This is a genomic window from Xanthomonas rydalmerensis (assembly GCF_033170385.1).
Taxonomy (GTDB): Bacteria; Pseudomonadota; Gammaproteobacteria; order Xanthomonadales; family Xanthomonadaceae; genus Xanthomonas_A; species Xanthomonas_A rydalmerensis.
Window position 1 is genome coordinate 4,604,551 of record NZ_CP126170.1, and the last position, 18,732, is coordinate 4,623,282.

20 protein-coding genes are annotated in these 18,732 nt (G+C 70.5%); 10 read left to right on the plus strand and 10 right to left on the minus strand.

The features are described from left to right. Positions 1–42 precede the first annotated feature (42 nt). Both QN245_RS19560 and accC read left to right on the plus strand, forming a co-directional pair. Positions 43–420: a four helix bundle protein gene (locus QN245_RS19560; protein ID WP_202394629.1), complete on the plus strand. Its 378-nt coding sequence runs from the start codon at positions 43–45 to the stop codon at positions 418–420. Beyond that, entirely contained in the window at positions 410–1,774 is a 1,365-nt protein-coding gene (gene accC, locus QN245_RS19565) for an acetyl-CoA carboxylase biotin carboxylase subunit (RefSeq protein WP_048489337.1), read from the plus strand. The genes QN245_RS19560 and accC overlap by 11 nt, the downstream gene beginning before the upstream one ends. Positions 1,775–1,974: 200 nt before the next feature. Here accC and QN245_RS19570 read toward each other — a convergent pair whose 3' ends face one another. Together QN245_RS19570 and QN245_RS19575 are read right to left on the minus strand one after the other, a co-directional pair. After that, the gene (locus tag QN245_RS19570; protein WP_160966505.1) at positions 1,975–2,331 is read right to left on the minus strand and encodes a hypothetical protein; all 357 of its coding nucleotides are present in this window, start codon (positions 2,329–2,331) and stop codon (positions 1,975–1,977) included. Beyond that, on the minus strand, positions 2,328–3,254 hold the full coding sequence (locus QN245_RS19575; protein ID WP_184644925.1) for a hypothetical protein: 927 nt from the start codon (positions 3,252–3,254) through the stop codon (positions 2,328–2,330). Before QN245_RS19575 ends, QN245_RS19570 begins: the two co-directional genes overlap by 4 nt. A gap of 233 nt (positions 3,255–3,487) precedes the next feature. Here QN245_RS19575 and prmA point away from each other — a divergent pair, with 233 nt between their 5' ends. The 7 genes from prmA (at position 3,488) to fis (ending at position 8,312) form a co-directional block, all read left to right on the plus strand. Continuing rightward, the gene (gene prmA, locus QN245_RS19580) at positions 3,488–4,408 is read left to right on the plus strand and encodes a 50S ribosomal protein L11 methyltransferase (RefSeq protein ID WP_317843988.1); all 921 of its coding nucleotides are present in this window, start codon (positions 3,488–3,490) and stop codon (positions 4,406–4,408) included. A gap of 169 nt (positions 4,409–4,577) precedes the next feature. Then, positions 4,578–5,180 (plus strand): hypothetical protein, encoded by a 603-nt coding sequence (locus QN245_RS19585; protein ID WP_317843989.1) that lies wholly within the window; start codon positions 4,578–4,580, stop codon positions 5,178–5,180. Then, positions 5,180–5,401 carry a helix-turn-helix domain-containing protein gene (locus tag QN245_RS19590; RefSeq protein ID WP_160966497.1) on the plus strand — a complete coding sequence of 74 codons (222 nt, stop codon included), beginning with the start codon at positions 5,180–5,182 and terminating at the stop codon, positions 5,399–5,401. Before QN245_RS19585 ends, QN245_RS19590 begins: the two co-directional genes overlap by 1 nt. A gap of 47 nt (positions 5,402–5,448) precedes the next feature. Further along, the gene (locus QN245_RS19595) at positions 5,449–6,345 is read left to right on the plus strand and encodes an aspartyl protease family protein (protein WP_160966495.1); all 897 of its coding nucleotides are present in this window, start codon (positions 5,449–5,451) and stop codon (positions 6,343–6,345) included. A gap of 198 nt (positions 6,346–6,543) precedes the next feature. Further along, complete coding sequence (locus QN245_RS19600) at positions 6,544–6,921, plus strand: helix-turn-helix transcriptional regulator (RefSeq protein WP_160966493.1); 378 nt, start codon at positions 6,544–6,546, stop codon at positions 6,919–6,921. 126 nt (positions 6,922–7,047) lie between these two features. Beyond that, positions 7,048–7,923 carry a DUF3426 domain-containing protein gene (locus QN245_RS19605; protein WP_317843990.1) on the plus strand — a complete coding sequence of 292 codons (876 nt, stop codon included), beginning with the start codon at positions 7,048–7,050 and terminating at the stop codon, positions 7,921–7,923. A 116-nt stretch (positions 7,924–8,039) separates the two neighbouring features. Beyond that, complete coding sequence (fis, locus tag QN245_RS19610; RefSeq protein ID WP_003471008.1) at positions 8,040–8,312, plus strand: DNA-binding transcriptional regulator Fis; 273 nt, start codon at positions 8,040–8,042, stop codon at positions 8,310–8,312. 561 nt (positions 8,313–8,873) lie between these two features. Here the strand turns inward: fis and QN245_RS19615 are convergent. The 8 genes from QN245_RS19615 to QN245_RS19650 all read right to left on the minus strand — a co-directional run bounded on the left by QN245_RS19615 (position 8,874) and on the right by QN245_RS19650 (position 16,811). Next, complete coding sequence (locus QN245_RS19615; RefSeq protein ID WP_184449589.1) at positions 8,874–9,848, minus strand: phosphatidate cytidylyltransferase; 975 nt, start codon at positions 9,846–9,848, stop codon at positions 8,874–8,876. After that, on the minus strand, positions 9,845–10,477 hold the full coding sequence (locus tag QN245_RS19620; RefSeq protein WP_160966489.1) for a lysophospholipid acyltransferase family protein: 633 nt from the start codon (positions 10,475–10,477) through the stop codon (positions 9,845–9,847). Before QN245_RS19620 ends, QN245_RS19615 begins: the two co-directional genes overlap by 4 nt. Further along, positions 10,474–11,127, minus strand: coding sequence for a CDP-alcohol phosphatidyltransferase family protein (locus tag QN245_RS19625; protein ID WP_160966487.1), 654 nt, complete (start codon positions 11,125–11,127; stop codon positions 10,474–10,476). The genes QN245_RS19620 and QN245_RS19625 overlap by 4 nt, the downstream gene beginning before the upstream one ends. Continuing rightward, positions 11,127–12,599, minus strand: a complete 1,473-nt coding sequence (locus QN245_RS19630) for a TIGR04222 domain-containing membrane protein (RefSeq protein WP_317843991.1) — start codon at positions 12,597–12,599, stop codon at positions 11,127–11,129. Before QN245_RS19630 ends, QN245_RS19625 begins: the two co-directional genes overlap by 1 nt. Before the next feature lie 13 nt (positions 12,600–12,612). Beyond that, the gene (locus QN245_RS19635) at positions 12,613–13,047 is read right to left on the minus strand and encodes a hypothetical protein (protein ID WP_317843992.1); all 435 of its coding nucleotides are present in this window, start codon (positions 13,045–13,047) and stop codon (positions 12,613–12,615) included. Continuing rightward, a complete protein-coding gene (locus QN245_RS19640) occupies positions 13,044–14,381 on the minus strand; it encodes a phosphatase PAP2/dual specificity phosphatase family protein (protein WP_317843993.1) in 1,338 nt (445 codons plus the stop codon). The genes QN245_RS19635 and QN245_RS19640 overlap by 4 nt, the downstream gene beginning before the upstream one ends. Next, a complete protein-coding gene (locus QN245_RS19645) occupies positions 14,378–16,132 on the minus strand; it encodes a bifunctional alpha/beta hydrolase/class I SAM-dependent methyltransferase (RefSeq protein ID WP_317843994.1) in 1,755 nt (584 codons plus the stop codon). Before QN245_RS19645 ends, QN245_RS19640 begins: the two co-directional genes overlap by 4 nt. A gap of 64 nt (positions 16,133–16,196) precedes the next feature. Further along, the gene (locus tag QN245_RS19650) at positions 16,197–16,811 is read right to left on the minus strand and encodes a CDP-alcohol phosphatidyltransferase family protein (protein ID WP_184449601.1); all 615 of its coding nucleotides are present in this window, start codon (positions 16,809–16,811) and stop codon (positions 16,197–16,199) included. 326 nt (positions 16,812–17,137) lie between these two features. Between QN245_RS19650 and purH the strand changes: the two genes are divergently transcribed. Continuing rightward, the gene (purH, locus tag QN245_RS19655; RefSeq protein WP_317843995.1) at positions 17,138–18,721 is read left to right on the plus strand and encodes a bifunctional phosphoribosylaminoimidazolecarboxamide formyltransferase/IMP cyclohydrolase; all 1,584 of its coding nucleotides are present in this window, start codon (positions 17,138–17,140) and stop codon (positions 18,719–18,721) included. Positions 18,722–18,732 lie beyond the last annotated feature (11 nt).

Below are 18,732 nucleotides of genomic sequence, written 5' to 3' on the forward strand. Positions count from 1 at the left end.
CAACAGCGGCCTCACGAGCGCCTGGACGTCTGGCGCGACGCGATGGCGCTGGTGGAAGCGACCTACCGGCTCACTCAGGATTTCCCGGATGCCGAGCGCTTCGGACTGACAGCCCAGATGCGGCGCGCCGCGATCAGCATTCCCTCCAACATCGCCGAGGGCGCCGCGCGGCGCTCCACCGCCGAGTACCTGCGCTATCTGTCGATGGCGCGGGGTTCGCTGGCCGAGTTGGATACGCAACTGCAGATCGCGACACGGCTGCAATTCTGTGCGACCGACGCGGCAACCCATGATCTCTTGAACCGCACGTTCTCCAGGCTCAACGCATTGATCCGCACGCTGGACGATTCGCGACACCTGCGCGATGCCGGCGCCCTTTACGAATCCCCAATCTCGAATCCCGAATCCCATGCTCGATAAAGTCGTCATCGCCAATCGCGGCGAAATCGCGCTGCGCATCCTGCGCGCGTGCCATACGCTCGGCATCCGCACGGTCGCGGTGCATTCCACCGTGGACCGCAACCTCAAGCACGTGGCCATGGCCGACGAGTCGGTGTGCATCGGCCCGGCGCCCTCCTCGGAGAGCTACCTCAACATCCCGGCGCTGATCGCCGCGGCCGAGGTCACCGACGCCCAGGCCATCCACCCCGGCTACGGCTTCCTGTCGGAGAACGCCGACTTCGCCGAGCGCGTGGAACAGTCCGGCTTCATCTTCATCGGGCCCAAGGCCGACACCATTCGCCTGATGGGCGACAAGGTCGAGGCGATCCGCGCGATGAAGGCCGCCGGCGTGCCGTGCGTGCCCGGCTCGGGCGGCCCGCTGGGCGAGGACATCGTCGCCAACACCAAGATCGCCCGCGAGATCGGCTATCCGGTGATCATCAAGGCCGCCGGCGGCGGCGGCGGCCGCGGCATGCGCGTGGTGCATTCGGAGGCCGCGCTGAAGGCCGCCATCGAGACCACCAAGTCCGAGGCCAAGGCCGCTTTCAGCAACGACCAGGTGTACATGGAGAAGTTCCTGGAGAACCCGCGCCACGTGGAGATCCAGGTGCTGGCCGACGGCCAGGGCAACGCCATCCACCTGGGCGAGCGCGACTGCTCGATGCAGCGCCGCCACCAGAAGGTGGTGGAGGAAGCGCCGGCGCCGGGCATCACCGAGGAACTGCGCAACGAGATCGGCAAGGTCTGCGTGGACGCCTGCATCCGCATCGGCTACCGCGGTGCCGGCACCTTCGAGTTCCTGTTCGAGAACGGGCGCTTCTACTTCATCGAAATGAACACGCGCATCCAGGTGGAGCACCCGGTCACCGAGCGCATCACCGGCATCGACTTGGTCTGCGAGCAGTTGCGCATCGCCGCCGGGCACAAGCTCAGCATCAAGCAGAAGGACATCGTGTTGCGCGGCCATGCGATCGAGTGCCGCATCAACGCCGAGGACCCGGAAACCTTCATGCCCAACCCGGGCCTGATCACCGGCTTCCACCCGCCCGGCGGCCCCGGCGTGCGCGTGGATACGCACATCTACAGCGGCTACAAGGTGCCGCCGAACTACGACTCGATGATCGGCAAGCTGATCGTGCACGGCCCCGACCGCGAGACCGCGATCGCGCGCATGCGCGTGGCGCTGAGCGAGATGGTGGTGGACGGCATCAAGACCAACATCCCGCTGCAGCAGCGGATCATGCGCGACAAGGGCTTCCAGGCCGGCGGCCAGAACATCCACTACCTGGAAAAGCGCCTGGCCGAACGCAAGAACAAGTCGATCGCGTTGTAGGAACGGCTGGGATTCGAGATTCGGGATTTGGGATTCGCTAGAGCCGGCTTCGGATCGATGCCGGCAGGCGCAAAGGGCGCGGCTTCGATGGACCCATGGTCCTGCCGGGCTTCGGGTCGCAGATGCGCCCAGCCGCACCTGAAAGATCCGGATCTGGATCCGCTTTTGCGAATCCCGACCACCCCAATCCCGAATCCCGGCTATTTCCCCTGCTGCGTCCCCGTCACCGGCTCCACGCCCAGGCTCGAGGTCGGGCTGACGATCATCACCGTCTCGGTGGAGCCGTCCGGCCAGACGATCTGGAAGGTGCTGCCCGGGGCCAGGGTGGAGAACGGCATGCCGCTGTTGGCGCGGTAGATCGCCGCCACCTGCGCGGCGCCGGCGCGGCGCACGTCCGGCGCGGAGTGTGCCGTGGTCAGTTCGACCTTGGACAGGCCGCGGTAGCGCTGTTCGGCGGTGTCGATCAGCAGCAGGCCCGCCGCCGCCGCCGAATAGGCGACGAAGGCCAGGACCCAGAACCAGAATTTGGCGCCATGCAGCCATCGCCGGTAATTCATGAGCCTGCTCCCGTGGTGTCCACCAGTCGGTTGACCATGTCGTTCATCGTGTCCGTGCCTTGCCGCGGAACCGCGGCGTCGTAAACAAAACTGCTGAAATCCTGGCTGGGGTCGCGCGAGCAGATCCCGCCGTTGGCGCAATAGCGGGTCATCAGCTCGCTGTCCGGGCCGCAATCCAATCCCAGCCTGCAGGCGGCCAACTGCCAGGCCAATTCGGAAAACTGGGTGCCGGCCACGCCGCCGTCCATGCCGTCGTCGCCGCTGGCGGCCAGGCCCATCGCCGGCGCCAGTGCCACGTAGGCATCGGGATCGCCGGACGCGCGCACCCTCGCCACCAGATCGCGCTTGTACTCGGCGCCGGCATGCAACGGCTGGCCCAGCGCCAGCAGCGCCGCTTCGGCGGCCAGGTTGCCGCCGCGCGCGGCCTGCACGCGCTGGGCGACGATGGCCTGGCGGGTCAGGCCGTCGCCGGGCAAGAACCCGGCGCAACGGCGGCCGACGCGGGCACGCGCCTGCACCATCTGCGCCGAGGTCGGCAGGCGGGCGTCGGCGATCGCGCGGGTATCGGCCCCGTAGCCGACCGGGTCCATCGCGTAACCGGCGCAGTAGTCGTAGATGCGGCTGAGCCGCCAGGACGCCTCGGGATCGCCGTGCGCGGCGGCGATCGACAGCTGCTGCGCGGCGCGGTAGAGATCGGCGCCGCGTTCGCTCTCGGTATCTCCACGCAGGCGCGTCGGCGCCGAGGGCGGCACGGGCGCGGTGGCAGGCGCGGCGGGCGCAGGGGCGGCAGCGGACGCCACCGCAGTCGACGGCGCGGCCACCACTGGTGCAGCCGGCAGCGACAGCGCGCGATAGGCGACCACGCCCAGCAACAGCGCGGCGGGCGCCAGCAACAGCCAGGTTGGACGGGACACGACGGGCATGCGCGAGAGAGCCGGACAACGGGCAGAAGCGCAGCCGGACCCCCTGTCGCCCGGTGCTGCGAGCCGGCAGTCTACCCCAGGCCGCGGCCATGGCATGCGCCAAATGGCGCCGCAGCACGGACGCGCAGACCGGCGGCACGGACGGACGGCACGACGCGCCAGCACAGGCCGCATCCAGCGCGAGGTCCGCCGCCCGTCTAAGATGCGCCCTTCCCCCCATTGCCCACCGACCGATGCCGTTCCTCGAACTGACCCTGCGCTGCACCGACGCCACCCAGCCCCGCTACGAGACTGCGTTGGAGGATGTCGGCGCGCTGGCGGTGACCCTGCTCGATGCCGACGCCGACACCAGCAACGAACGCGCGATCCTGGAGCCGGGCGTGGGCGAGACACCGCTGTGGGGCACGCTGGTGCTCACCGCGCTGTTCCCCGAGGAACAGGACGCGCTGGTGCTGCTGGCCGCGCTGGAAGCGTTCGACCCCGGGCTGGACTGGACCCAGGCCACGTTCCGCAAGGTCGACGACCAGGATTGGGAGCGGGCCTGGCTGGACCAGTTCCAGCCGATGCGCTTCGGCACGCGTACCTTCATCGTGCCGTGGAACCATGACCTGCCGGAGGAGGCCCGCGGCGCCGACGCCGCGGTGGTGCGCCTGGACCCGGGCCTGGCGTTCGGCTCCGGCACCCACCCGACCACCGCGCTGTGCCTGCGCTGGCTGGACGCGCTGGCCACCGACGGCGTCCTGGCGCAGGCGCGCGTGCTCGATTTCGGCTGCGGTTCGGGGATCCTGGCACTGGCCGCACTGAAGCTGGGCGCCGCCGCCGCGGTGGGCGTGGACAACGACCCGCAGGCGCTGCTGGCCAGCCACGACAACGCCGAGCGCAACGCCGTGGGCGAGCGCCTGGCGGTGTACCTGCCCGCCGACGAACCGGCGGCCACCTATCCGGTGGTCGTGGCCAACATCCTCGCCTCGGCGCTAGACGCGCTGGCACCGACCCTGGCCGCGCGCGTAGCGCCAGGCGGGCGCATCGCCCTGTCCGGCATCCTGCACGGCCAGGAACAGGAACTGCTGCAGCGCTACGCGCCGTGGTTCACCCAGCTGCGCACCGAGCAGGACGGCGACTGGATGCGCATCGACGGCGTGCGTCGCGCCTGATTCCGCCACACCCGATCCGACCCGCCACCGCGCCCGGCGCCGACCGGTCCGCGGCAGGGGCAGCGGGTAGGCACATGGACCGGACCTGCACGCCTGCAAATTAGATCTTGATTAATTATCGTAAAAAGATAATTATCGCCGCGTAGCGCACCGACGCGGAGGCAGCATCATGCGGCATCAGGGGAAAGAGGACGGCGGGGCAACACCCGCGGCAGGCGACGCGCTTGCTCGCCGGGGAAGGGTGTTCTTCGCCATCGCGTGCGCCGTGATGGCGCTGATGGCGGCAACCGCCGCACTTCAGGTGCTCTTGCTGCTTTTCCGTGTCGGGGACCACGCCGGCATGCTGCATGGCGGGTTCGCCTTCATCCTGACGCAGGCGCATGATGGCGCGATGCCGGCCGGTTTCGTGGCGATCTCACGCTATGCAGGTTGGCAGTCCGCCTTGGCGGCTGCGCTGCTGACGTTGCGTCTGATTCCGGGTCTAGTGATCCTGTCCGGGCTGATCGGTCTGTTCCGTCTTTATGCCCGACACCTGATTTTCACCGCCGCCAATGAAGCGCTGGTGCGTCGGATCGCATGGGCGCTCATCGCCTATGCCGTCGTCCCGCTCATGACCCATGCCGCGCTCTATGCCGCCGACATGAGCCCGGTCGCCATCAAGCTGGAACTCCGCCAGCTCGACGCGGCGGTCCTTGGCATCCTGCTGTTCGCGTTCGTGAACGTCGTCGCCGTCGGTGCAGAGATCGAACGCGACCGTGCCGGGTTCTTTTGATGCCGATCGTCATCCGGCTCGACGTCATGCTTGCGAAGCGGAAGATGCGGTCGAAAGATCTGGCGCGTGCGATCGGCGCGACCGAGGCCAACCTGTCGCTGTTCAAATCGGGGAAGGTCAAAGGACTGCGCTTCGAGACACTGGAAGCGATATGTCGGGAGCTGGACTGCCAGCCCGGCGACCTTCTCGAATACGATCCGGACACGCCGTCGCCCCCCTGATCAGCCGCGCTCAGCGCGCCCTCGCCCCCTCAATGATGGAGAAGCCCATGCGTCCGATGTCGGCGCTCGTCGCCTCGTGCCTGTTGCTCAGCCCCCATGCCGAATCCTCCGTGCCGCTGACCCCGGCGGGGAACGGCCATTTGGTCGTGCCTGCCTTCGTCAACGGCAAGGGGACCGTGCCCTTCATCCTCGACACCGGGGCTGACGGAACACATGTCTATCAGTGGTTCGCCAAGCAGCAGGCGTTGGAACCGGGCCTGCCCATCAGCGTGGAGGGCATGACCGGAGCGGCGATGATGCCGACCTATCGACTCGACAGCCTCACGGTCGATGGCCGCACGATGCGCAACGTCGAGGCCACCGGCTTGCCGGATCGCAAGGACGCCGAGGTCGCGGCGGGGGTGACGGGCAACGACCTGATGGACGGTGCGATCGCAATCTTCGACTTCCCGTGCCGCGAAGTCTCGCTGCGCCCCAAACCCGTCTCGATGCGCCGCATCCTCACCAAGGATGCAGTGATGCTCCAGGGCGGGACCGTCGTCGACGGAACGCAACTGACGCTGCCTGTCACCGTCAACGGCGTGGCGGGAATCGCCGTGCTCGACACGGGTTCGCGCGGGACGCAGATCAATCCGGCGTTCGCACGTGCCGCGCATCTCGATGTGGATGGCCCGTCTTTCCGGCGCGGGGAGACGCTCTACGGCGCGGCATCGGAGGCAAGGGAAACGCGCGAAGGCGAGGTCGACGCGGTGGCATTCGCAGGTCGCCGCGTGGACCGTCTCACCGTTCGCGTGGCCGATCTGCCAGTGTTCAAAAGCTTCGGGTTTGGCCAGGAGCCGGCGATGATCCTGGGCATCAACGCGATGATGGGGCAGCGCCTGGTCTACGACCACCAGGCAAAGCGGTTTTGGTTCGATCGCTCGCGCTGCGAGGCACCTGAATAAGCCAGCACCACCCCGCGGCGCATGGTCGACGCTTTGCGCGATTGGGCGCGTGGAACGGGAAAACGGGAAAGCGTCGGGGGCCGCAGAGGGCGGGCTCGCGACGAAGACAGTATCGCTAACATTCAGCCAATAGGCAGCGCTGCGAACCAACCGCAACGACCGGCACGGCTATATCTCGCCTCCCTTGCGGAGGTGTGTGTGAACAGCAAGCTGTACCAACGGGTGCGCGAAGCGCGCAAGCTGACCGGCCTCACCCAGGAGGCCCTGGCGCTGGACCTGGGCGTGACCCGCAGCGCCGTGGCGCAGTGGGAAATGGCCGAAGGCACCGCGCCGGCGGTGGAGCACCTGATCGCGCTGGCCCGCCGCAGCGGGCTGAGCTTCGAGTACCTGGCCACCGGCCGCGGCGAGCGGGTGTTCGGCGAACCGATCGCCGCGGACGCCGCCGCCATCGGCGAACTGCCCAACCAATACCAGTTCACCGACCAGCAGCTGCGCCTGCTGGAGCGCTTCGAAAGCCTGAGCCCGCGCCAGCGCGCCGGCTTGCTCGACCTGCTCGACACCCGCAAGTCGCGCTGAGCACGCCGCGGGACCCTCGCGCCGTGACGCGTCTAGCGCTGACGAAGGCCACGATCCAGCGGTAGCGCGCTGCAGATCCAGCCGGCGCATGCTTGAATACGGCTCTCGCCGTCGTTGCCCGCGCGCATGCCCGATCGCACTCCGCCCCGTCCCAGCCTCGCCACCTTGCTGCGTCAGCCCGATCCGTCCGCCACGCAGGACGAGGCACCGGTCGCGCCGGCAGCGGGCGACGATGCACCGGCGGTGGCGCTGACCGACACGGCAGCACTGCCCGTAGCGCCAAGCGTCTCGCCAGCGTCTGCGAACGCGAAGCCGAGCAAGACCGAGGACGACGCCGACACCAACGCGCACCACGCCGCGCGTGACACGGACCTGGGGGCGCTGCCGTCAGCGCCCGCATCGGCGACGGACCCGGCACCAACACTGGCACCGACTACGACCGCGGCCATCGGTACCGCCCCCATCGCGCCTGCGTCCGCCGCCACTGCCGCCCCGAGCTTCCTGCATGGCCCACGCGCGCGGCGCCCGGTGCTGCACGCCGCGCCGTGGCAGTGGATCGCGCTGGCGGGGCTGGGCCTGCTGCTGGCGCTGCAGATCCTCATCGCCGATCGCCAGCGTCTGGGCGCCGACCCGCGCTGGCGGCCGTGGGTGGCCGGGGTGTGCCAGGTCCTGCGCTGCAGCGTGCCGGCCTGGCGCGAGCCGGCGGCCTTCACCATGCTCAGCCGCGAAGTTCGGCCGTTGCCCGGCCATGCCGGCACCTTGCAGGTGCAGGCGACGTTCCGCAACGACGCACGCTGGGCGCAGGCCTGGCCGCTACTGCAACTGTCGCTGGCCGACACCGACGGCCGCACCATCGGCAGCCGCGTGCTGCGCCCGCAGGAGTACCTGGGCCGCGCACGCCCGGACAGCGCCACGTTGGAGCCGGGACAGAGCGCACAGATCGCGTTCCAGGTGCGCGAACCGGCCGCCGAGACTGCGGCATTCAGTTTCGACTTCCACTGAGAACGCTGCGTTCGGGCACTGCGCCATGGCAGCGGCGCAGGCCACGCGCTAGACTCGTCCCCCCGCGCCGGCCCTCCTGCCGTCCGGCGCCGCTGTCATCCGGGGATCCGTCGAACTTGAACGCCGCCACCACTCGTCCTGACTCCAGTCGCGGCGCGCCGAAGCCGCCGCTGCGCGAACACGTGGCGCAATCGGTCCGCCGCTACCTGCGCGACCTCGATGGCTGCGACGCCGACGACGTGTACGAGATCGTGCTGCGCGAGATGGAGATCCCGTTGTTCGTGGAAGTGCTCAACCATTGCGAAGGCAACCAGAGCCGCGCCGCGGCGATGCTGGGCATCCATCGCGCCACGCTGCGCAAGAAGCTCAAGGAATACGGGCTGGCCTGAGGGCCGGGATTCGGGATTGGGGATTCGGGATGACCAGCCTGCGGCTGGTGAAAGCCGGGATTCGTGATTCGGGATGGCAGCACGCTGTCCTGCAGGACTTGAGTGGCAAGCGATCCGACACAGCACGCGACACTGGTTGTAAGCGCTGCGCATCATCCTTGTAGGAGCGGCTTCAGCCGCGACGCCTGAAACCTGCATCGCCTCGCGAGGCGATGTCGAGCGAAGTGTTGCCGCGAAGAAACAGCGAGCGCCGAAGGCCGCACATTGCCATGTGGGAGGGGCTTCAGCCCCGACGCGACACTGGCTGAAGCAGCCAGGGCTGCAGCCCTGCTGCAACGAATGCCACGCCACACCCTGGCCGCAAATCGCGATCGCATCACCCAACCTCCATCGCCGACAGACAAACGGCGATGGGAATCCGAGAGAAATTCCTGCCCGCTTGCTGCGCGATCGGCCCCGACGCGCTATCGGGAAGGCATCGCGGCTGAAGCCGCTCCTACGCACGCACAGCGCGCGACACTCCAGCGAATCCCAAATCCCGACATCCCCAATCCCCGCCCCTCACACCCATCCATAACGGATCAGGTGGAAGAACACCGGCGCGGCAAAGCACACCGAATCCAGGCGATCGAGCACGCCGCCGTGGCCTTCGATCATGTGGCCCCAGTCCTTGATGCCGCGGTCGCGCTTGATCGCCGACATCACCAGGCCGCCGAAGAAGCCCATCAGGTTGGCGACCAGCGCCAGCGCGAACGCCTGCAGTGGCGAGAACGGGGTGATCCACCACAGCGCCGCGCCCAGCAGGCTGGCCGAAAGGATGCCGCCGACGAAGCCTTCCACGGTCTTGGACGGCGACAGCCTGGGCGCGATCAGGTGCTTGCCGATCAGCTTGCCCCACACGTACTGCAGCACGTCCGAGGACTGCACCACGATCACCAGGAACGCAAACAGCAGCAGGTTGCGGCCTTCGTAGCCGGGAATCTTCAGGTTCAGCAGCGCCGGCACGTGCGAGATGCAGAACACGCAGATCATCAGCCCCCACTGCACTTTCGCGGTGCGCTCCAGGTAGCGCGTGGTGTCGCCGCCGATGGTGGACAGGATCGGCAGCACCAGGAACGCATAGACCGGGATCAGCAACGTGTACAGGCCGTACCAGTCGCTCCACACCAGCCAGTACTGCCACGGCAGCACCACATAGAACGCGGCCAGCAGCGCGTAGTAGTCGCCGCGCCGGGTCGGGGTGAGGGTGATGAACTCGCGCAGTGCGAACAGCGACACCAGCGCGAACAGCACGATCACGCCCAGGCGGCCGAAGGCGAACGCCAGCGCCACCACCGCGGCCATCACCCACCAGGCGCGGATCCGCGCCACCAGGTTGTCCAGCACCGCGCTGTGCCGTCCGCGCGCGCGCCAGCGCAAGGTCTCGGCGATCAGCGTGGCCACGATCAGCACCGTGGCGATGCCCAGGAACAACCACACCGTCTGTTGCCGCAGCGAGGATTGCTGCAGGTGTTCGCTCAGCGCGATCGGATTCATCGGGCCGCCTCCGCCTGCTCCGGCGCCAAGGCCAGCAAGGCCGCACGCGCGCGATCGAGGAAGGCCTGCTTGTCCTCGCCGGCGCCCAGCCGCAGCGGTTCGCCGAAGGTGGTGGTGCACAGCAGCGGCAGCGGCAGCCACATGCCCTTGGGCATCACCCGCTTGAGGTTGTCGATCCACACCGGCACGAACTCCAGTTCCGGCCGCTGCCGCGCCAGGTGATAGAGACCGCTCTTGAACGGCAGCAGGCCATCCTCGGTGTTGCGCGTGCCTTCCGGGAACAGGATCAGCGAGCCGCCGGCGTCGACCGCCTCGCACAGGCAGGCGATCGGATCGCGCTGGCGCTGCTGCGGATCGCGCTCGATCAGCACGCCGTTGAACACGGCATGGATCAGGTAGCGACGCAACGCGTCGCGCTGCCAGTAGTCGGCCGCCGCCACTGGCCGCACCTCGCGCCGCAGCGGCGCCGGCAACGACGACCAGATCAGCACGAAATCGCCGTGGCTGGCGTGGTTGCCGTAGTACACGCGGCGCTCGCTGGACGGCATGCAGCCACGCCACAGCGCACGTGCGCCGGTGAGCAGACGGATCGCGGCGCTGCAGCCGCGGGCGATCAGGCGGGCGATCATGTCCACTCCAGTTCGCGCACGATGGCGCGCACGCGCATCACGATGGTCAGGGCGGCGGCGGCGATCAGCAGCGCCAGCGCCACGGCCAGGATCATGTGGGCCAGCGTGGCGTGCTGCAGCAGCAGCGCCGCGGCCGCCGCCAACGCGGCCAGCGACAGCCAATGCATGCGCTGCACGCGCGCCATCGGCCCCTGCAGCGGTTCGCGCACCGCGCAGGCCAGGCCGAGCATGCGCACATAGGCGGTGCCCACGCACAGCAAGGCGGCGGCCCAGCCCAGTTCCGCGCCGATGCCCAGCACCGGCTGCAGGCCATAGCCCACGCCCAGGCACACCGCCACATCCGACAGCCGGTCCGGCGCCTCGTTGTACACCGCACCGGCACGGCCGATCAGTTGCGCCTGATGCGCCAGCAGCCCGTCCAGGCGGTTGCACAGCAGCCGCGCCTGCAACGCCAGCGCCGCCAGCACCAGCAGCGCGGCGGCATTGAGCGGCGGCTCGCGCCAGGCCAGGGCGAACATCAGCGCGGCCAGCACTGCGCACGCCAGCCCGGTCCACGACACGCCGTTGGGCGTGGCCCCGCGCGCGCGCAACGCCAGCGCCAGGCGCGCACGCCACTGCGCACGCCGCACCTGCCAGGTCGAACCGGCCATCAGTCGCCGCCTCCACACCCGCCGCAGCCACCGCCGCCGCAACTGCTGCCGCCGCCGCCGTCGCTGCTGCCACCGCCGCCACCGCAGCTATTGGTCGACGCGTTACCACCGCCACCGTTGGACAGCGGCGAACGCAAGGCGTGGTAGTCGGCCCAGGGCGTGGTCATCAACACACTGGTGCCGGCCAGGGCCAGCGGCAGCGCCAGGTGCGAACCGGGCGCCAGCGAGGGAGCGGCGACGCCGTCGCGCCAGGCCGCATCGCGATCGGCCAGCAGCGCGTCGCCGGCGACGCTGCGCCGCGGCGGCGTGAGCAGGAAGCCGAGCGCAACGACCGTGACCACCACCATCGCCGCCACCAGGAAGCCGATCGGGCGCTGCAACTGCAGGCCGATGCGCAGCTTCAGCAGGCCCACGGTCCACAGCGCCAGCAACGGTGCGGCGCCGAACAGGCGCGCACACAGCGCCTGCGCATGGCCCAGCCACAGCCCCTTGGCGACCAGGGCCCGGCGCAGCGGTGCGGCGTCGCGCCGCAAGGCGGCCAGCGCCTGCTGCAGCTGCGGTTGCGCGCGCACGATCGCCAGCGCGCGCTGCAGCGCCGGCGGTGCGGCGACCCGGGTGTGTTCCAGCCGCGCGTGGCGGCGCAGGCGCGGGTCGGCTTGCAGGCGCACCGCGCCGGCCGCCAGCAGCAGGGCCAGTTGCTGATCGGCGACGCGCTCGCTGCCGCCGGCCAGATACGCCAGCTCGGCCGGATCCAGCGGCGCCTCGGTGTCGCCGCCGCGCAGTCCGCGTACGGCCAGGCGCAGCCGCGCGCCCAGGCTCCAGGCCAGGCCGATGCCGGCCAGGAACAGCAGCAGGAACGGCGGCCCGGGCCAATGCAGCGGCGAGTGCGGGCCGTTGCCCTGCCAGAGCACCGCGAACAGCAGCGCCACGCCCAGGATCCAGCCCCACAGGGCGACGCCGCCGCGCGCGCGGACCACACGGCGCGTGCCTGCCTGGCGCGGTGCCGGCGCGGTCGGCGCGCCGGCCGGGGCCGGCCAGCACGCCAACGGCGGCTCGCCGAAGTGATGCCAGTAGTGCCCCAGCGTGGCCTTGTACTGCGCCTGAAAGCGCTCGGCGTCGGCCGGGTCGCCGCGCCCGGGGTGATGATGCAGGGTGATCCGCAGCACCTGCGGACAGAACCGTTGCCAGTACTCGCGGGTGTCGGTGAGGTGGGTATGCCAGACCTGGTCGACCAGGGCGCTGGGCGTCACCTCCTCGCCGGCCACGCAGGCCAGGAAGCAGAAGCGCCGGTACTCCTCGACCGCCCGCGCGGCCAGCGCCTGCGACACGTTGGCTTCCTTGGCGACGCGGCGCACGAACGCCGGCAGCGCCGCTTCGCCGTCGCCGAAACGGTAGGCCTGCAGGCGCTGCCACAGCGCGTGCCGGGCCGCATCCACCTCGGAGCGCAAGGTCGTTGCGGGTTCGTCGGTCATGGCGTCTGCCTCCTCATGCAAACTGCCCCGTGCACAGCGCCAGTACCAGTGCCAGCAGCTGCACCGCGAGGGCGATCAACTGCCGCCGCAGCAGGCGGCGCATGCCCTGCCAGCGCGCCAGCCAGTCGCGCGGCGGCGGCAGCGTGCGCAGCAGGCCCAACCTGCGCAGGACCGCGTCCAGATCGGCACCGGCGCGCGCTGGATCCGCTTCGGCCAGCACTGCCTCCAGCAGATCCGCATCCAGGCCGACCCGCGCCGCCCAGTAGCGCTGCAGCAGGCCGGCCAGCGCCGAGCATCCGCACAGCGCCGCGGCGAGCACGGCGCCGGTGCCGGCATACCAGGCGACCAGCAGCAGAGCCGTTGCCAACACCACCTGCGACAGCCGGTCCAGCGACGCGCCCTGGCGCAGCACGGCCGCCATCGTGCGCAGTTCCAGCGACGCGCTCATGCCGGCAGCTCCTGCGCCTGCAGCGGCGGCGGCGGCGCAGTGCAGGCGGCGGCGATGGCGGCACGCTGCGCCGGCCCCAGCACGATGCGTGGCGCGCGCGCCTGCAGCAGCGCCAGCGCGTCGTCCACGCTGACGGCGCGGCCGCTGCGCAGCAACCAGGTGGCGACCGCGGCCGCGCTGCGCGAATAGCCCAGCGCGCAGCAGGCCAGCACCGGGCCGTGCACGCGCACCGCTTCGATCGCGTCGGCGGCCGCACGCAGGGCCGTGGCCGGCGGCGCCACCAGGTCCAGCATCGGCACCACGCGGTCGTGCGCCTGCGCCGGATGCAACGACAGTTCCGCGCTGACGTCGACCACCGCGGCGAAGCGCGTGCGCTCGCCGCGGCCCGGCATGCGCCCGAGCCAGACGCCGTCGGCGATCGCGCGTGGCGCCGGATCGCGCCAGGTCCAGGCGCGCGAGTTGAGCCACGCGGCAACCAGGTACGGCGCGTACAACCAGCGCGCGGCCAGGCTCAGGCGGCCGTCGGTGCGCTTCTGCAAGCCGAGCGGACCGAGCAGCGCATAGCTGAGCGCGACCAGCAGCAGCGACAGCGCCGGCCACAGCAGCCACCAGCCGGCGCCACCGAGCGCGCGTGCGGCGGCCACGCAGGCCGCGCTGCCGAGCAGGTACAGCGCGGCCAGGCGCCAGCGCCGCGGATCGCGCGCGAGTGCCGCCGCGCGCAACGGCGCGGCGATGCGCTCCGGCCATAGCCACACGCACAGCCAGCCGGCGGCCAGGCCGGTGGGCACATCCAGGAAGTGGTGCTGATAGGTGGTCAGCACCGACAGCCCGATCAGCGCGAACCAGCCGTGCAGGGCCAATCGCGCCAGCCCGTGCAGGTGCTGGGCGTAACGCACCCACAGCACCACCAGCAGCACGATGTGCAGCGACGGCGCCTGGTTGAACGGTTTGTCGAAGCCGAGCAGCACCGCGAACAGCCAGCCGAACACGCCCTCGGTGGGCGGCCGCTCGAAACCGAAGCGCAGCGGCCACAGCAGGAAGCAACCCACCGCCAGCAACTGCGCGGTGAGCAGGCGCCGCGCATGCGTGTCCAGTTCGGCACGCGTGCGGCACACGAAGAACGAGGCCACGTAGAACAGGTCGATCGACCAGTACGGCACGATGGTCCACGGCCAGAACGGGATCTGGGTTTCCCAGGCGAATGGCAGCGACGGCACCTCGACGCGACGCGCGGCCAGCGTGTTGGCCAAGCCGTAGCTGAGGAAGAAGAACGGCCCCAGCAGCGCCAGCCAGACCAGCGCACGCCGCCACGGCCGCGCGGCGGCAACGCTCATGGCGCGGTCCGCTGCGCCAGCGACACGGTGAAGATGCCCCAGTCGTCGATGCGCTGCTCCAGCTTGCGGAAGCCGGCCGCGCACACCAGCTCGTCCATCTCCTGCTGGGTACGCCGGCGCATCACCCAGGCCGCACCGCCGCGGTGGCTGGTCAACGCGCGGGCGATGAATTCCAGCTGCGGATGCCAGGGCTGGCCGGTGTAGGCCAGGTAACCGCCCGGCTCCACCGCCGCGGCCACGCCCTGCAGCGAGCGCAGCACCTGGTCGTTGTCCGGGAACAGCTCGTACAGGCCCGACACCACCGCCAGCGTCGGCCGCGGCTGCAGCGCCGCCAGCGCATCGCGGTCGAAGGCATCGCCCTGCTCGAAGCGGGCGATGTCGGTGGCGCCGAGCGCGGCGATCAGCGCGCGGCCCTGCGCCACGTTCAAGGGACTGAAATCGCGCAGCAGGATCGCGTCGGCGCGCTGGCTGCCACCGGCCAGCGCTTCCAGTACGTAGCGGCCATGGCCGGCGGCGATGTCCAGCGCGCGCACCGGCAGGCCGGCGGCGCGCAGGCGCTGCATCGCCAGGCCCAGCAGTTCGTGCAGGTGCTGGCGACGCACGCGGATGCCGCGCCAGCCGATCGCATCCAGGTAGTTGCGGTCGATCATCCGCCCCAGCGGGCCGCGCCCGGCGGCCTGATCGCGGTAGATGTAGTCCAGCGTGCTGCCGGAATCGAAGCCGGTCTGCAGGCCCAGCGCGATGCCCTCGGACAGCCGCCCACCCAGGCGCAGGCCGGCGCGCACGCCGCGCCAGCGCAGGTCCTGCAGGCTGTAGCGCTCCGGCGGCCAGGCCAGGCGCTCGGCTTCCTCGAAGGTCGGGCCATGCCGGTGCGCCTGCAGCAGGCTGGGCAGCGCCGGCGCGGCGGCGAAGCGCTCGCGCACGAAGCGGCGGATCTGCGCCAGCGCCGGTGCGCGGTCGCGCTCGCCCAGGGTGTCGTGGAAGAAACCGGGCAGCAGGTGGCGCTCCTTCACCGGCGAGGACAAGCGCTCGTAGAAGCGATCCTGCGGCCCGCGATGCACCACGAAATCGCTGCCCGACACCAGCAGCTGCACCGGCACGGTGATCGCCTGCGCGTCGCCGACCACGCGGTCGGCCGCCGCATACAGACCCAGCAGCACCCGCACCGAGATCGGCCGGGTGATCAACGGATCGCTGCGGTAGCTCTCGACCCGCGCCGGGTCGTGGGTCAGCCACTGCGGCTTGACGTAGCTGTTGACGAAGAAGTTGCCGCGCAACTTCTGCATCAGGGCCAGCCCGGGCCGTGCGAACGGCACGTACAGCTTGACCTTGAACGCCGGCGAGGCCAGCACCAGCGCGCGCAGCGGCGGCGCGTAGTCGTGCACCCAGGTGCTGGCGACCACCGCGCCCACGCTCTGCGCGATCACCACGATGTCCTGCACGGCGATACCGTGGACCTGCCCGATGTGCGCGACGAAGCGGTCCAGGTCGCGCACCAGCGCCGGGAAGCCGGGCGCGTCGCCGCGCGCGCCGGGCGAGCGGCCGTTGCCGCGCGCATCCCAGGCGAACACCGCGCAGTCGTCCAGGCCCAGTTCCTCGGCCAGGTGCATGACCCGCCCGGAATGCTCGTGGCCGCGGTGCAGCAGCACGATCGCCCGCGGCGGCGCCACCGGTGCGGGGGCCGGCCAGTGCCGGTAGAACAGCCGTGTGCCGTCGAAACTGGCGAATTCGCTTTCGTTGACCTGCCGCATCCGTTGCCGATGTCCTGTCTGTGGTGAATCCATGTATCCCGCGGCCCGCAATGGCCGCACCCGCTCAGTCGCGCGCGTCCGCCTCGCGCAATCCGGCCGCGACGCGGCGCACCGTCGTCGACACGCACAGGAACGCCACCACCCCAGCGAAGCCATTGACGGCTGGCGCACCGGGCAACCCGCACGCCAGCAACACCCCCAGCACGCCGACGCAGAAGGCGCGATCGCTCTTGCCCATCGGCCCATCGTAACGGCGGCTGGCGCCGACCATCAGCCCCAGCACCCCGGCATACTCGGTCAGCGCCGCGGTCAGCACCATCAACCACACCCAGCCGCCCATCACGCCCGGCACGCTCAGCAGGCTCAGGTACAGCGCCGCATCGGCCACCACGTCGCACAGTTCGTTGAGGTAGGCGCCCAGCCGCGACTGCTGGCCGAACTCGCGCGCCAGCATGCCGTCCACCGCGTTCAAGGCCATCCGCAGCAGCATCCACACCGGCAGCAGCGCATACCACAGCGGCTGCGCCGCGCCTTGCGCGTAGACCACCGCGGCGACCAGCAGCGACAGCAGCGCCGCGGCCACCGTCACCTGGTTGGCGGTGACGCCGAGTCGGTCCAGCACGCGCACGCCCGGCCGCAGCAGGTCCTGGAAACGTCCTTTGAGGGCATAGATCGACACGCGCGTGGTCCTGACGGCGAGGGCGGGGCGGCGACAGCCTAATGCATCGCAGCGGCTGCGCGCGCGATGGCGCAGCCCGCCACGCCCGCGCCAGGCGCCGCGTGCGGCGGCACGACCAGTGCGCGTCGCCGTCACGCCGCGGGGGCCGCGCAGCACTGTCTGCGGCACGAGAACCCACCTACGCAAGGGCCGCCGAGCGCTCGGCGTCATCGCGTGGAATCGACCTTCGCACGCACGATCCGCTTACCCGGTGCGGGCCCCAGCCGGGCGTCGGCGGGCCTCAGCGCCTACAATGGCGGCCCGTTCCGCTGCCCCCGCCCTGCCCCATGCCCTCCGATTTCCTGCCCGTGCGCCGGGCGCTGCTGTCCGTTTCCGACAAGACCGGCCTGATCGACCTGGCCCGCGCGCTGGCCGCGCGCAACGTCGAACTGCTGTCCACCGGCGGCACCGCCAAGGCGCTGCGCGAGGCCGGGCTGGCGGTGAAGGACGTGTCCGAACTGACCGGTTTCCCGGAGATGATGGACGGCCGGGTCAAGACCCTGCACCCGCTGGTGCACGGCGGCCTGCTCGGCCGCGCCGGCACCGACGATGCGGTGATGGCCGAACACGGCATCGCCGCGATCGACCTGCTGGTGCTGAACCTGTATCCGTTCGAGGCGGTCACGGCGAAGGCCGACTGCACGCTTGCCGACGCGGTGGAGAACATCGACATCGGCGGCCCGGCGATGCTGCGCTCGGCGGCCAAGAACTTCGCCCGCGTGGCCGTGGCCACCGACCCGGCGCAGTACGCCGAGCTGCTGGCCGAGCTGGGGGCCAACGACGGCCGGCTGTCGGCGGCCAAGCGCTTCGCCCTGGCGGTGGCCGCGTTCAACCGCGTCGCCCAGTACGACGCGGCGATCAGCAACTACCTGTCCGCGGTCACCGCCAGCGACGCCGCGGTGCCGACGCGCAGTCCCTTCCCGGCGCAGATGAACTCCAGCTTCGTCAAGGTGATGGAACTGCGCTACGGCGAGAACCCGCACCAGCAGGCCGCGTTCTACCGCGACCTCCACCCCACGCCCGGCACCCTGGCCACCTTCACCCAGTTGCAGGGCAAGGAGCTGTCCTACAACAACATCGCCGACAGCGATGCGGCCTGGGAATGCGTGCGCCAGTTCGACACGCCGGCCTGCGTCATCGTCAAGCACGCCAATCCGTGCGGCGTGGCGGTCGGCGCCGGCTGCGGCGACGCCTACGAACTGGCCTACGCCACCGACCCGACCAGCGCCTTCGGCGGCATCATCGCCTTCAACCGCACGCTGGACGCGGCCACCGCCAAGGTCATTCTGGACCGCCAGTTCGTCGAGGTGCTGATCGCCCCCGACTACGACGACGCCGCGCTCGAATACGCCAAGAAGAAGGCCAACGTGCGCGTGCTGCGCATCCCCGCCGGCGACGGTGCCTACGGCATCGACAGCAAGCGGGTCGGCTCGGGCATCCTGCTGCAGACCAGCGACGCCCACGTGGTGTCGCGCGATGCGCTGAAGGTGGTGACCCGGCTGGCGCCGAGCGAGGCGCAGTTCGCCGACCTGCTGTTCGCGTGGAAGGTGGCCAAGTACGTCAAGTCCAACGCCATCGTCTACGCCAAGGACCACCGCACCATCGGCGTCGGCGCCGGGCAGATGAGCCGGGTGTACTCGGCGCGCATCGCCGGCATCAAGGCCACCGACGCCGGCCTGGCCGTGGAAGGCTCGGTGATGGCCTCCGATGCGTTCTTCCCGTTCCGCGACGGCATCGACGCCGCCGCCGCGGCCGGCATCAAGGCGGTGATCCAGCCCGGCGGTTCGATGCGCGACGCCGAGGTGATCGCCGCGGCCGACGAGCACGGCATCGCCATGGTGTTCACCGGCGTGCGCCACTTCCGCCACTGAGTCCGGAGCGA

Bases quoted from the DNA above. Each gene is read 5' to 3' on its own strand.
- QN245_RS19560 (WP_202394629.1), top strand. From the start codon at position 43: ATGGCGCTGGTGGAAGCGACCTACCGGCTCACTCAGGATTTCCCGGAT.
- accC (WP_048489337.1), top strand. From the start codon at position 410: ATGCTCGATAAAGTCGTCATCGCCAATCGCGGCGAAATCGCGCTGCGC.
- QN245_RS19570 (WP_160966505.1), bottom strand. From the start codon at position 2,331: ATGAATTACCGGCGATGGCTGCATGGCGCCAAATTCTGGTTCTGGGTC.
- QN245_RS19575 (WP_184644925.1), bottom strand. From the start codon at position 3,254: ATGCCCGTCGTGTCCCGTCCAACCTGGCTGTTGCTGGCGCCCGCCGCG.
- prmA (WP_317843988.1), top strand. From the start codon at position 3,488: ATGCCGTTCCTCGAACTGACCCTGCGCTGCACCGACGCCACCCAGCCC.
- QN245_RS19585 (WP_317843989.1), top strand. From the start codon at position 4,578: ATGCGGCATCAGGGGAAAGAGGACGGCGGGGCAACACCCGCGGCAGGC.
- QN245_RS19590 (WP_160966497.1), top strand. From the start codon at position 5,180: ATGCCGATCGTCATCCGGCTCGACGTCATGCTTGCGAAGCGGAAGATG.
- QN245_RS19595 (WP_160966495.1), top strand. From the start codon at position 5,449: ATGCGTCCGATGTCGGCGCTCGTCGCCTCGTGCCTGTTGCTCAGCCCC.
- QN245_RS19605 (WP_317843990.1), top strand. From the start codon at position 7,048: ATGCCCGATCGCACTCCGCCCCGTCCCAGCCTCGCCACCTTGCTGCGT.
- QN245_RS19615 (WP_184449589.1), bottom strand. From the start codon at position 9,848: ATGAATCCGATCGCGCTGAGCGAACACCTGCAGCAATCCTCGCTGCGG.
- QN245_RS19620 (WP_160966489.1), bottom strand. From the start codon at position 10,477: ATGATCGCCCGCCTGATCGCCCGCGGCTGCAGCGCCGCGATCCGTCTG.
- QN245_RS19625 (WP_160966487.1), bottom strand. From the start codon at position 11,127: ATGGCCGGTTCGACCTGGCAGGTGCGGCGTGCGCAGTGGCGTGCGCGC.
- QN245_RS19630 (WP_317843991.1), bottom strand. From the start codon at position 12,599: ATGACCGACGAACCCGCAACGACCTTGCGCTCCGAGGTGGATGCGGCC.
- QN245_RS19635 (WP_317843992.1), bottom strand. From the start codon at position 13,047: ATGAGCGCGTCGCTGGAACTGCGCACGATGGCGGCCGTGCTGCGCCAG.
- QN245_RS19640 (WP_317843993.1), bottom strand. From the start codon at position 14,381: ATGAGCGTTGCCGCCGCGCGGCCGTGGCGGCGTGCGCTGGTCTGGCTG.
- QN245_RS19645 (WP_317843994.1), bottom strand. From the start codon at position 16,132: ATGCGGCAGGTCAACGAAAGCGAATTCGCCAGTTTCGACGGCACACGG.
- purH (WP_317843995.1), top strand. From the start codon at position 17,138: ATGCCCTCCGATTTCCTGCCCGTGCGCCGGGCGCTGCTGTCCGTTTCC.